Source organism: Parahaemophilus parainfluenzae, assembly GCF_001055095.1.
Classification (GTDB): Bacteria; Pseudomonadota; Gammaproteobacteria; order Enterobacterales; family Pasteurellaceae; genus Haemophilus_D; species Haemophilus_D parainfluenzae_Z.
The window spans coordinates 1-12,448 of the sequence record NZ_JVHG01000001.1; the positions used below are offsets into that span (position 1 = coordinate 1).

Below are 12,448 nucleotides of genomic sequence, written 5' to 3' on the forward strand. Positions count from 1 at the left end.
TGGTAGCGCAACTGGTTTGGGACCAGTGGGTCGTAGGTTCAAATCCTATCTCGCCGACCACTTCTTTTATATTTCCCTCGAAATTCCATACAAAAGATGTAACCCTTAAAATGCGCCCTTAGCTCAGCTGGATAGAGCAACGCCCTTCTAAGGCGTGGGTCAAAGGTTCGAATCCTTTAGGGCGTGCCATAACTCATCTCAATCTATCATTATTTTTCTAATTTGCTTTTTTAGCGAAACAAATCAATTCAACGCATATTTTATACAGAAGAAATTAATGTAAATTCTAGATCTCAAAAATGATTAGTTTAAAAGATAGTTTTAAATTCAGAAAAGAAAATATTTGAATGGCGGTGAGAGGGGGATTCGAACCCCCGATGCACTTTCGCACATACACGCTTTCCAGGCGTGCTCCTTCAACCACTCGGACATCTCACCGTTTTGAAGTGCGTGAAATATAAAGATTTATCCAAGATTAGTCAAGTTTTTTGAGCTAGAACATAAAAAATCCTTTTCCTTTTAGCTAAAATATAAACTTATCTCTTTTCTATCATTGTATTTTTATGCAAATCAAATCACTCTTTTCTAAAAATGTGTTTTTAGCCGTAAAACCATTTAGCGCATTGAAAGAATCCTTCCGTGAAGGTTACGGAAAACAAAAATTGATTAAAGATATTATCGCGGGTCTGACTGTGGGCGTCATTGCGATTCCACTTTCCATGGCTTTAGCCATTGCTAGCGGTGTGCCACCACAACACGGTCTTTATACCGCTATCGTAGCGGGGATCGTAATTGCGTTAACCGGTGGATCGCGTTTTAATATTTCAGGTCCAACCGCCGCATTTGTCGTGATTTTATATCCCGTCACCCAACAATTTGGGCTCAGCGGATTACTCATGGCAACGTTACTTTCGGGAATTATTTTAGTCATCATGGCGTTGTCTCGATTGGGACGACTAATTGAGTACATTCCTCTCCCCGTTACACTTGGCTTTACCTGCGGGATTGGGATCACCATCGGCACCTTGCAAATCAAAGATTTCTTAGGTTTAGACATTGCTCAGATGCCACCTCACTATATTGAAAAAGTGCAAGCTATTTTGACCGCACTTCCGACAATTAACTGGGCAGACACTGCGGTTGGTGTGGTCACCTTATTTGTACTCACCCAATGGCATAAGCTTCGTTTACCTGTGCCAGGTCATTTACCTGCGGTCATTATTGGGACACTCATGGCATTAGCCTTAGGGCAATTTGGCTTCTCGGTTGAAACTATTGGTACGGCATTCCAATATACCTTATCTGATGGCACAACAGGACATGGTATTCCTAATGTCTTGCCTGAATTTACCTTACCCTGGAATATTCCTAATGCACAAGGTGAAGTCATCAATTGGAATTTTGACCGCATACAAGATATCTTGCCTGCAGCCTTTTCAATGGCAGTATTAGGTGCGATTGAGTCACTACTTTGTGCAGTCATTTTAGATAATATGACTGACACTAAACATCGTTCCAATAATGAATTACTCGCCCAAGGTTTAGGGAATATTGTTTCGCCATTCTTAGGCGGGATTACAGCAACCGCAGCCATTGCGCGCTCAGCAGCTAATGTGAAATCGGGTGCGGTATCACCAATATCTAGTGTCGTTCATGCACTCTTAGTCTTATTCTCACTGTTATTCTTTGCCAATGCCCTGTCTTATTTGCCACTCTCTTCTATGGCTGCATTGCTATTAATGGTAGCTTGGCATATGGCGAATGTACCTGAAATCATTCGTTTAGCGCGTCGCTCAACAAAAAATGAAATTGCAGTGTTGTTCACTTGCTTAATTCTCACCGTGTTATTTGATATGGTGATCGCCATCTCTGTCGGCGTATTATTGGCGAGCCTCTTATTTATCCGCACCATTGCAGAAATGACAAAAGCGATTGAACAACCTGCACCAGAAGATTTAAATGATGTATTAGCTTATCGTATCAGCGGTCCATTATTCTTTGCTGCGGCAGATAAACTCTTTGCAGATTTACACGATAAAACCGTACATACGGATCACGAGATAAAACATATCGTATTACAATGCGATGCCGTGACTGTTCTGGATACAGGGGGCATTCATGCACTCATCCACTTTGTACAACATATGTTGCCACATCAACAAATCTACTTATGCAATATGCAATTTCAACCACTCAGAATGTTAGTGAAATCAAACTCAGTGCCTGAATTGCAAAAAATCAACTACGGCTCAGATTTACAAGATGTTTTTAATAAAATTCGTGAGTTTGAACAAGCAAATCCATAAAACAGTGAAAAGCGTGCTAAAATAGGCACGCTTTTTTATCAATAAAAATAAAGGAATTCAGAATGCGTCCAAATAATCGTGAAAATCATCAATCTCGTCCAATCAAAATCACCCGTAATTACACGAAACATGCTGAAGGCTCAGTATTAGTGGAATTTGGTGATACTAAAGTATTATGTACGGCGAGTGTTGATGAAAGCGTACCGCGTTTCTTAAAAGGACAAAATCAAGGTTGGGTGACAGCAGAATATGGCATGTTGCCACGCTCTACACACAGCCGTATGCAACGTGAGGCCGCAAAAGGCAAACAAGGTGGACGCACCATGGAAATTCAACGCTTAATCGCTCGCTCATTACGTGCTATGGTTGACTTAGAGGCCCTTGGCGAACGTTCTATTACCTTAGACTGTGATGTGATTCAAGCGGATGGCGGTACAAGAACAGCCTCCATCACCGGTGCCGCAGTGGCATTATGTGATGCCATCAACGGTTTAATCGCTAACGGCACATTAAAAACCAATCCAATCAAAGGTCTGGTTGCGGCGATTTCGGTTGGAATTGTTGAAGGTGAAGCCGTGTGTGATTTGGAATATGTAGAAGATTCTGCCGCTGAAACAGATATGAATGTTGTGATGATGGAAGATGGTCGCATGATCGAAGTGCAAGGTACTGCAGAAGGTGAACCGTTCAGCCACGAAGAATTACTTACCTTATTAGGCTTAGCCAAACAAGGCTGCGAACAAATCTTCGCTGCACAACGTGAAGCATTAGGTTTATAGGAACAAAAAATGGAAAGCTACAAAATCGAATTTATTAAATTCGCCTTGAGCCGAAACGTGCTTAAATTTGGTGAGTTTGCACTAAAATCAGGTCGAAAAAGTCCTTACTTTTTTAATGCAGGATTATTCAGCACTGGCGCAGATCTTGCTCGCTTAGGTGAATTCTATGCGAAGGCAATTCAGTCAAGTGCGGTCGATTTTGATGTTATTTTTGGACCTGCCTACAAAGGCATTCCAATTGCGACGAGCGTTTCCATTGCACTATTCAATCAATTTAACCGTGATACGCCTGTTTGCTTTAACCGCAAAGAAGCCAAAGATCACGGTGAAGGCGGTAATTTGATCGGTAGCCCATTAACCGGCAATGTGTTGTTAGTCGATGATGTCATTACAGCTGGCACAGCCATTCGTGAATCCATGGCGCTTCTTGAAGCCAATAATGCGAAATTAGCCGCTGTCTTTATTGCATTAAATCGTCAGGAAAAAGGCAAAGGGGAACTGTCTGCCATCCAAGAAGTGGAACGTGACTATCAATGCCAAGTGCTTTCCATTATTGATTTGGATGATTTAATGCAATTCATTGAAAAAGAACCCGATTATCAGCAATATTTACCTGCGATGCGGGCTTATCGTGAAAGTTATGGTGTGTAATTCATCACTTGAAAAATAAGAATAAAGCCATATTAATGTAGAGGCAGATATTAGCGGCTGCCCATTATTGTCAAAAGACCTTTTGACCGCACTTTAGGGGAAGAGAATGTATTTTTTTGGAAAGATTATCGGCGTTTTTCTCGGTTTTAAATGGGGGGGCTTTTTAGGCGCCATCGCTGGACTTATTTTAGGCTCTATCGCAGATAAAAAACTCTATGAGCTTGGTTCGGTTAACTCTAGCTTTTTTAAGAAAAAAACGACCCGACAAGCGCTCTTTATGCAAACTACTTTTGCGGTACTTGGACATTTAAGTAAATCCAAAGGTCGAGTGACGGAAGAAGATATTCAACTGGCAAATCAATTGATGAACCAGATGCAATTAGATGAGAGCCATCGCAAACTTGCTCAAGAGGCATTTAGTCGAGGTAAAGCAACAGATTTTCCACTACGTCAGGTGATTCGCGAATTCCGTATTGGATGTGGACAACGTGCTGACTTACTGAGAATGTTCTTACACGTGCAAGTGCAGGCTGCCTTTGCTGATTCTCAATTACATGAGTCGGAAAAAGAAGTGCTTTATGTGGTAGCCGAAGAGCTTGGTCTTTCCCGTATGCAGTTTGAGCAAATGCTGGCAATGGAAATTGCGGCTCGCCAATTTACCCAAGGTGGATTCTATCGCCAATATCAACAAGGTGGTTATCAACAGCAAGGTGGCTACCAATACCAACAACAGGGCGGATACCAACAATCTTCAGGCCCAACATTAAGTGATGCTTATAAAGTATTGGGCGTGAGTGAAAGTGATGACCGTAATGCCGTAAAACGTGCATATCGTCGTTTAATGAATGAACATCACCCGGATAAATTAGTTGCGAAAGGCTTACCGCCAGAAATGATGGAAATGGCTAAAGAAAAAGCGCAACAAATCCAAGCCGCTTACGATTTAATTTGTAAAGTGAAAGGCTGGAAATAGTGCGTGTTATCCTCGCCCCTATGCAAGGGGTGCTTGATCCTTTCGTTCGTCGGCTTTTAACTGAAGTGAATGAATACGATCTCTGCATCACCGAATTTGTCCGTGTAGTGGATCAACTCTTACCCGAAAAAGTCTTTTATCGTCTTTGCCCTGAACTCAAAAATCAGGGCTTTACCCCTTCTAAAACACCTGTTCGTGTCCAACTTTTAGGTCAACATCCAAACTGTCTTGCTGAAAATGCTAATCGCGCCATTGAGCTTGGCTCACATGGTATTGATTTAAATTGTGGCTGTCCATCCAAAACCGTTAATGGGAGCAACGGAGGAGCAGCACTTCTCAAACAACCTGAATTAATTTATCAAGCGACTCTAGCCTTGCGACAAACCGTACCTAGTCATTTACCTGTCAGTGTGAAAGTAAGATTAGGTTGGGATTGTACTTCTCAAGCGTTTGAAATTGCTGATGCCGTACAACAAGGTGGCGCCACTGAAATCACTATTCACGGTCGAACTAAAGCCGATGGCTATCGTGCCGATCGCATCAATTGGGAAAAAATCGGTGAAGTGAGATCTCGCTTGACGATCCCAGTGATTGCTAATGGTGAAATTTGGCGTTGGGAAGATGGTCAAGCATGTTTGAAAGCGACAGGTTGCGAAGATCTAATGGTCGGGCGTGGTGCATTAAATATCCCAAACTTAAGCCTTGTACTCAAACAAAATTGCGAAAAAATGCCTTGGGTGGATATTCAAAAAATCTTGCAAAAATATGCGGAAATGGAAAATTTCCATGATTCCGGTTTTTATCATGTTGCCCGGATCAAACAATGGCTACGCTATCTTAATAAAGAATATCCTGAAGCAGATATCGTTTTTGAACGAATTAAAACCAGCAAAACTGCAGAAGATCTTAGAGAAAGACTCTAGCAGAGCTAAAAAAGTGCGGTCAAAATAGACGGCTTTTTTAGCATTACCCCCACTCGTACGATGAGTGCTTACACTCAAACAAAACTTGACCAAAATCAAAAAGCTATCATACAGAATCAGTAGAATCGATGAGGCATATACCACAAAAAAGGAGAGGTGCCTTATGAAGACTCGTCTATTGCTTTCAAGCTTACTTATCGCATTAAGTGCAACATCATTTGCCCAAACGCATAAAGCGCATTGGTCTTATAATGGAAAAGAAAGCCCTGAACATTGGGGTGATTTGCTCACCGAATATCAAACCTGTAAGCTAGGGAAAGTTCAGTCGCCTGTTAATCTTGAAGCTGATAACGGCATGAAAGTGGCAAATAAACCACTTAAGATGAATTACTTCCCTGCGGAGTATCAAGTAGAAAACAATGGACATACCGTGCAAGTCAGTGTTGCACAAGAAAATGCACCATTTATTACGCTCAACAATAAACCATTTTATTTAAAACAATTTCACTTTCACACACCAAGTGAGCATACCTTTAAACGCCAACATTATCCTTTAGAAATTCATTTTGTCCATCAAAGTGAAGATAAAGCCTTGGCGGTTGTTGCCGTGATGGTCAATGAAGGTGAGGCTAATCCAGCATTAGCGCCAGTAGTTGAGAAAAAACTCACCGTTGGACAAAAAGAAAAATTGGCTCAACTGCTTGATATTCAAGCGCTAACGCCAAAAGAGATGGCACGCTTCCGCTTAAATGGATCGCTCACAACTCCACCTTGTAGTGAAAACGTGGCTTGGACCATTTTTAAAGCACCAATTCAAGCAAGCAAAGCACAAATTGCCGCAATAGAAGAAATGGAAGGGAAAAACAACCGCCCAACACAACCATTAAATCAGCGTGACGTGGAAGTTGAACAATAAATAAAAAATGCGTGGATAGCTTCCACGCATTTTTTATTCGATTAGAAGAGCTTAAAGGTGAATGTTACCATCATAAATATGAGTCGCATCGCCAGTCATATAAAGCGGTGAGCCTACGCCTTCCCATTCAATAAGTAAGCTACCACCTGGTAGATCAACTTGCACTTTGTTATCAAGTAAACCTTGCATAATCCCTACAGCCGCTGCCGCACAAGCGCCACTGCCACAAGCTTGCGTTTCACCTGCACCTCGTTCATATACACGCAACTTAATGTGGTTACGATTGACGACTTGCATAAATCCAGCGTTTACCCTTTCCGGAAAACGTTCGTGATTCTCTAATAATGGACCTAATTCTGCTACATTGGCCGTTTCAATATCGTCCACTTGAACAACACAATGTGGATTGCCCATTGATACTGCACCACAAAGCACCGTTTGAACATCGGTACGTAGAATATAATTTTTTTCAAATTTATTGGCAGTAAAAGGAATCTTATTGGGTTCCCAAATCGGCTCGCCCATATTGACACGAATTTGCCCATCTTCTTTTACCGTTAAAACCATTTTTCCTTTTTGCGTGCTTACTGCAATATCCTTTTTATTGGTCAGCCCTTTTAAGGTAACAAAACGCGCAAAACATCTTGCCCCATTTCCACATTGCGACACTTCACTACCATCTGCATTGAAAATACGATAATGGAAATCTAAGTCTGGATCATAAGGTGGCTCAACAATTAAAAGCTGATCAAAACCAATTCCACGATGACGATCGGCTAAGCGTTTAATGGTTTCAGGGGTAAAATAGGCATTTTGCGTCACAGCATCAACAACGACAAAATCATTGCCAAGGCCATGCATTTTGGAAAACTGCATGTTTCCTTCCTTGATTTGAAAATTTTTTGGCATTATAGAGAGCAATAAGCCGAATGGCAAATAGCCATAATAGACAAAGTGCGGTCACAAAACACTTTATTTTCTCACCGCACTTTCATCATTACATCCAAGCGTTATTACGAATGATCCCTACTGCAATACCTTCAATTTCAAAATGAGGTTGTTCTTCAAGATTAACGACAATCGGCTGAAACTCTTCATTTTCTGCATGCAGATAAATAACTGAACCTTTACGTTCTAAGCGTTTTACTGTCACTTCATCTTCAATTCTTGCGACAACAATCTGCCCATTTCGCACATCTTTTGTGCTATGCACGGCAAGAAGATCGCCATCTAAAATGCCGATATCTTTCATGGATTGACCATATACTTTTAATAAGAAATCAGCTTGTGGTTTAAACATATTAGCATCAACACGATAAGTACCTTCAATATGTTGCTCGGCTAAAATTGGTTCCCCTGCTGCTACGCGACCAATGAGCGGTAAGCCCTCTTCTTCCTCATCATTTGCACTGTCATCAATAATGCGAATACCGCGAGAAGCACCCGCAACAATTTCAATTGCACCTTTACGAGCAAGTGCTTTTAAGTGTTCTTCTGCCGCATTAGGGGATTTAAAACCTAATTCGCGAGAAATTTCTGCACGAGTAGGCGGCATACCCGTGGTTTCTAAATGGCGTTTTAAGAGTTCCAGCACTTCTTGTTGTCTGGCAGTTAATGGTCTCATATACACTCCTGTTACTTTATACAGAATAACTGTTAGTATATACAGAAAGATGGCGATTGCAACAACTATTTTCTAGTCATAAAAGTGCGGTCAATTTTTTTCATATTTTTGCGTGTTCATCATAAATCTCAAATGTAAATTTTTAGAATTTGACTGGTCGAATGTGTTAAAATGCCTGACAATACCTAGAAATGTCTAACAAAAAGAGAATATTAATTATGTCTGGCATCGTAAGTACTTATCGTAAATTATTAGAATTACCGCTTTCGGTTTTAGTAAAAAATAATCCTATTCCCGCTCAACCCATCGAAGAGCTTCAACTCAATATCAATCAACCTATTCTTTATGTTTTACCTTATACCTCTCAAACTGACTTCGTGATTTTCCGTCGTAACTGTTTGAGTGTGGGTTTGCCTGATCCGGCTGAAAAAAATGTGATTGATGGCGTAGCATTACCACGTTATGTCTATTTAGATGAAGGTCGTCGCTTTTTTAAATCAAAAGGCGCAAAAGATGAAACCGCTAAAGTCTTCAATAAATACTTAGAACTGCACCGTGATGCAGCCGATTTAGATGTACAACTCATTCCTGTTTCGGTGCTTTGGGGACGTTCACCAGGTAAAGAAGATAAAGCAAGCTTACCAAATCTTCGCTTATTAAACGGTCTTCAAAAAACCTTTGCGGCAATTTGGTTTGGACGTGACACTTTTGTACGTTTTTCTCAAGCGCTTTCTTTGCGTTACATGGTAAATGAGCACGGTTCAGATGAAAAAATTGCGCAAAAACTGGCTCGCGTGGCTAAAATGCACTTTGCTAAACAACGCATTTCTGCGACTGGACCTCGTTTGCCAAACCGCGAAGCGATGTTTAATAAACTCTTAAATTCCCAAGCGATTCAAAATGCGATTGAAGATGAGGCAAAATCAAAAAATATCAGCCGCGATAAAGCCTATGCTGAAGCTGAAAAAATTCTTCATGAAATCGCGGCTAATGTAAGTCATTCAAGCCTTCGAGCAGCGGATCGTTTCTTACGTTGGTTATGGAACAAACTGTATTCAGGGATTGATGTACAAAATGCGGACCGCGTGCGTAAATTAGCGTTAGAAGGTCATGAGATTGTTTATGTGCCTTGTCACCGTAGCCACATTGACTATTTATTACTTTCTTATGTGCTTTATCACCAAGGTCTTGTACCGCCACATATTGCAGCAGGGATCAACTTAAACTTCTGGCCAGCAGGTCCTTTATTCCGTAGCTGGGGGGCATTCTTTATTCGCCGTACCTTTAAAGGTAACCGCCTTTACTCTGCGATTTTTCGTGAATATTTAGGAGAATTATTCCACCGCGGTTATTCCGTCGAATACTTCATTGAAGGTGGTCGTTCTCGTACAGGTCGCTTGCTTGCACCGAAAACCGGTATGATGTCAATGACGCTACAAGCACTTCAACATAACCAGACTCGCCCTATTTCAGTGGTGCCTGTGTATATCGGTTATGAGCACGTATTAGAAGTAGATACTTACGCGAAAGAATTACGTGGTGCCGCGAAAGAAAAAGAAAATGCCGGCTTAGTTTTACGTGTAATCAAAAAATTGCGTAATTTAGGTCAGGGGTTTGTGAATTTCGGTGAGCCAATCACGCTTTCAAATTACCTCAATCACCATTATCCAGAATGGAAAGAACAACATCATGAAGATAAACCTCACTGGTTTAACCATGCAGTTGGGTCTGTTTCGAATCAAGTGATGGTGAATATTAATAAAGCCGCTGCTGTTAATGCGATGAATTTAGTGGGGACCGCTCTACTCTCTTCTCGTCAGCGTGCACTTTCTCATGAGCAACTATTAGAACAACTCTCTAGTTATCAAGAAATGTTAAAGAATGTACCGTATTCTACTGATGTGGTACTGCCAACTGATACACCAAAAGCGATGCTTGATCATGTATTAAGTTTAGATCGTGTTGGCGTGCTAGTTGAAAAAGATAACTTTGGGGAAATTATTCGTTTAGAACGTAATTCTGCTGTTCTCATGACGTATTACCGCAACAATATTCAACACTTATTTGTGTTGCCTTCACTTGTTGCGAGTATCGTTTTACATTATGAAGCGATTCAAAAAGATTTATTATTGGATGCGGTTCGCAAAATTTATCCATTCTTAAAAGGCGAACTCTTCCTTCATTTCACTGAAGAAGAATTAGATACACAAATTAAAGCCATTATTGATGAATTTGCGCGTCAAGAAGTTATCCAAGCCAATGATAATTTCTTATCTATCCACCGCTCTAAAGTTCGTATTTTACAACTTTGGTCTGCGGGTATGCGTGAAATCTTACAACGCTACTACATTACAGTAAGCATTTTACGTAGAGATCCTGGAATTGCCCGTGGCTTATTAGAAAAAGAAAGCCAATTAGTGGCACAGCGTCTTTCTGTATTACACGGTATTAACGCACCAGAGTTCTTTGATAAAGCGGTATTCTCAGCCTTCATTGCTAACTTAAAAGAAGAAGGTTATTTCGATGATGACAAAGAAAAATTACACGAACTAGCAACAATCTTAGAGCATTTAATTTCTAGCGAGATTTGCTTAACAATCAACGGCGCAGCAGATAAAGCAGATGAAGTTGAGATTGAAGTAGAAGAAGAGGATAAATCAAATAAAGATGAATAATCTTTACTGAAATAATAAAAGGGCGTGTTGAATATCCAACACGCCCTTTTCTTTATATGATTAATTCAACCAGAAATAATATCCTATTGTCGCGATAACGAGTATACACACAATATTTAAGATAAATCCAGCTTTAACCATATCGCTTTGGCGAACCTCACCTGTACCAAATACGATTGCATTTGGCGGTGTCGCCACTGGTAACATGAAGGCACAAGATGCACCTAAACCGATAATTAACGCAAGACCAATTTCCGGCATACCGAGAGATTGTGCGATAGAAATAAAGATTGGTACTAATAACGCCGCACTTGCCGTATTGGAAGTAAATTCAGTTAAGAAAATAATGAAGGTTGCGACCAATAAACCGATGAGGTAGTAATGTTGTCCTTGAACTAAGAATACAATACCGTCAGCTAACACTTTACTTGCGCCCGAATCTTTTAACACCGCACTCAAGGTTAAACCGCCCCCGAAAAGCATCAATACGCCCCAGTCAGTGCTTTCTTGGATTTGTTTCCAATTTGCTACACCGGTTGAACAAATAATGACAGCCGCAAGTAATGCGACGACGCTATCAAAACTACCGATATTTTTAGCAAGACCAAATACACCTGAAATGATTGGATTGATATAGCTACTGAATACCCAGCAGAGTGCAATCAAAGCAAAAATCACAAGCGTTAAAACGCGTTGGCCATTCATTTCAATACGTTCAAAGTTTTGTTCAAAATGTAAATTAAGTTTTGGTTTAAAGACAATGAAAAGTGTACCAATCATCAACGGCATCAAAATGAGCATAATTGGTAAGCCATACCATAACCAATCAGAGAAGGTTAAATGTAAGTTACTTGCAACGATAGCATTTGGTGGGCTACCCACTAATGTACCCATACCACCAATACTCGCACTATATGCAATCCCTAATAATACGAAGACATAAGTATTATGTTCTTTTTCTTTATCAAGTTTGCTTAAGATCCCCATCGCTAGAGGCAACATCATGGCTGCTGTTGCTGTATTACTCATCCACATAGAAAGGAAAGCGGTAATGGAGAAAAGATACATAATAGCTACAAATAAATTACCACGGGCCATCGCCATGATTTTATTAGCAATCATTTTATCAAGCTTTTGCATATGCAATGCTGTCGCTAAAGCAAAGCCACCAAAGAATAAGAAAATGGTAGGATCGGCAAACGCGACTAAAGCTTGCTTAGTTGTCACCAAATCAAGTGCAATCGCAAGTAATGGCACCAACAGAGCGGTTACTGTGACATGCAATGCCTCAGTTAACCAAAGAATCGCCACAAAGGCTAATAATGCTAAACCAGCATTTTCCTTAGGTGCGAAAGGTAAAGATTTTAATAAGATAAAAAAACAGGCTATCGCCAGCAGAAAGATAATCCCACTTTTATAATTTTTAGTTGTGTTTGTTTCGTTCATGAGTCCCTCCAAACTGATTACAAATGAACTATTTTCGATGTTAAATGAATGTTACAAACTTTCAACTAACAAATGTCTAAAATGTGATCTTGTTCAAAAAAATTTTAACAAAAAAAGTGCGGTTATTTCTAACCGCACTTTAAAAAGGTCAATAA

The 12,448-nt window shown here is 40.4% G+C and carries 10 protein-coding genes and 2 tRNA genes; 8 read left to right on the plus strand and 4 right to left on the minus strand.

All coding sequences use genetic code 11. The features are described from left to right. Positions 1 to 112 precede the first annotated feature (112 nt). Positions 113 to 189 (plus strand) — tRNA-Arg (locus ADA56_RS00005). Between the two features lie 159 nt (positions 190 to 348). Here the strand turns inward: ADA56_RS00005 and ADA56_RS00010 are convergent. After that, a tRNA-Ser gene (locus tag ADA56_RS00010) sits at positions 349 to 438 on the minus strand. A 125-nt stretch (positions 439 to 563) separates the two neighbouring features. On the opposite strand from ADA56_RS00010, the gene dauA reads away from it, so the two are divergent. The 6 genes from dauA to ADA56_RS00040 all read left to right on the plus strand — a co-directional run bounded on the left by dauA (position 564) and on the right by ADA56_RS00040 (position 6,548). Beyond that, a complete protein-coding gene (gene dauA / locus ADA56_RS00015) occupies positions 564 to 2,306 on the plus strand; it encodes a C4-dicarboxylic acid transporter DauA (RefSeq protein WP_049368645.1) in 1,743 nt (580 codons plus the stop codon). A gap of 62 nt (positions 2,307 to 2,368) precedes the next feature. Then, entirely contained in the window at positions 2,369 to 3,085 is a 717-nt protein-coding gene (gene rph / locus ADA56_RS00020; protein ID WP_049365314.1) for a ribonuclease PH, read from the plus strand. A gap of 9 nt (positions 3,086 to 3,094) precedes the next feature. Then, positions 3,095 to 3,736 (plus strand): orotate phosphoribosyltransferase, encoded by a 642-nt coding sequence (pyrE, locus tag ADA56_RS00025; protein ID WP_049368646.1) that lies wholly within the window; start codon positions 3,095 to 3,097, stop codon positions 3,734 to 3,736. Between the two features lie 106 nt (positions 3,737 to 3,842). Continuing rightward, positions 3,843 to 4,709, plus strand: coding sequence for a co-chaperone DjlA (gene djlA, locus ADA56_RS00030; protein ID WP_049368647.1), 867 nt, complete (start codon positions 3,843 to 3,845; stop codon positions 4,707 to 4,709). Next, the gene (gene dusC, locus ADA56_RS00035; RefSeq protein ID WP_049368648.1) at positions 4,709 to 5,632 is read left to right on the plus strand and encodes a tRNA dihydrouridine(16) synthase DusC; all 924 of its coding nucleotides are present in this window, start codon (positions 4,709 to 4,711) and stop codon (positions 5,630 to 5,632) included. Before djlA ends, dusC begins: the two co-directional genes overlap by 1 nt. Positions 5,633 to 5,795: 163 nt before the next feature. Continuing rightward, positions 5,796 to 6,548: a carbonic anhydrase gene (locus ADA56_RS00040; protein ID WP_049368649.1), complete on the plus strand. Its 753-nt coding sequence runs from the start codon at positions 5,796 to 5,798 to the stop codon at positions 6,546 to 6,548. A gap of 51 nt (positions 6,549 to 6,599) precedes the next feature. Here the strand turns inward: ADA56_RS00040 and dapF are convergent, their stop codons facing one another. Together dapF and lexA are read right to left on the minus strand one after the other, a co-directional pair. Beyond that, positions 6,600 to 7,424: a diaminopimelate epimerase gene (gene dapF, locus ADA56_RS00045; RefSeq protein ID WP_014064761.1), complete on the minus strand. Its 825-nt coding sequence runs from the start codon at positions 7,422 to 7,424 to the stop codon at positions 6,600 to 6,602. Positions 7,425 to 7,545: 121 nt separating this feature from the next. Next, positions 7,546 to 8,172 (minus strand): transcriptional repressor LexA, encoded by a 627-nt coding sequence (gene lexA / locus ADA56_RS00050; RefSeq protein ID WP_005698192.1) that lies wholly within the window; start codon positions 8,170 to 8,172, stop codon positions 7,546 to 7,548. 218 nt (positions 8,173 to 8,390) lie between these two features. Between lexA and plsB the strand changes: the two genes are divergently transcribed. Next, positions 8,391 to 10,847, plus strand: a complete 2,457-nt coding sequence (gene plsB, locus ADA56_RS00055) for a glycerol-3-phosphate 1-O-acyltransferase PlsB (RefSeq protein WP_049368650.1) — start codon at positions 8,391 to 8,393, stop codon at positions 10,845 to 10,847. A gap of 60 nt (positions 10,848 to 10,907) precedes the next feature. Here the strand turns inward: plsB and ADA56_RS00060 are convergent, their stop codons facing one another. Further along, complete coding sequence (locus tag ADA56_RS00060; protein ID WP_049368651.1) at positions 10,908 to 12,293, minus strand: DASS family sodium-coupled anion symporter; 1,386 nt, start codon at positions 12,291 to 12,293, stop codon at positions 10,908 to 10,910. Positions 12,294 to 12,448 lie beyond the last annotated feature (155 nt).

Bases quoted from the DNA above. Each gene is read 5' to 3' on its own strand.
- dapF (WP_014064761.1), bottom strand. From the start codon at position 7,424: ATGCAGTTTTCCAAAATGCATGGCCTTGGCAATGATTTTGTCGTTGTT.
- rph (WP_049365314.1), top strand. From the start codon at position 2,369: ATGCGTCCAAATAATCGTGAAAATCATCAATCTCGTCCAATCAAAATC.
- ADA56_RS00060 (WP_049368651.1), bottom strand. From the start codon at position 12,293: ATGAACGAAACAAACACAACTAAAAATTATAAAAGTGGGATTATCTTT.
- dauA (WP_049368645.1), top strand. From the start codon at position 564: ATGCAAATCAAATCACTCTTTTCTAAAAATGTGTTTTTAGCCGTAAAA.
- pyrE (WP_049368646.1), top strand. From the start codon at position 3,095: ATGGAAAGCTACAAAATCGAATTTATTAAATTCGCCTTGAGCCGAAAC.
- djlA (WP_049368647.1), top strand. From the start codon at position 3,843: ATGTATTTTTTTGGAAAGATTATCGGCGTTTTTCTCGGTTTTAAATGG.
- lexA (WP_005698192.1), bottom strand. From the start codon at position 8,172: ATGAGACCATTAACTGCCAGACAACAAGAAGTGCTGGAACTCTTAAAA.
- ADA56_RS00040 (WP_049368649.1), top strand. From the start codon at position 5,796: ATGAAGACTCGTCTATTGCTTTCAAGCTTACTTATCGCATTAAGTGCA.
- plsB (WP_049368650.1), top strand. From the start codon at position 8,391: ATGTCTGGCATCGTAAGTACTTATCGTAAATTATTAGAATTACCGCTT.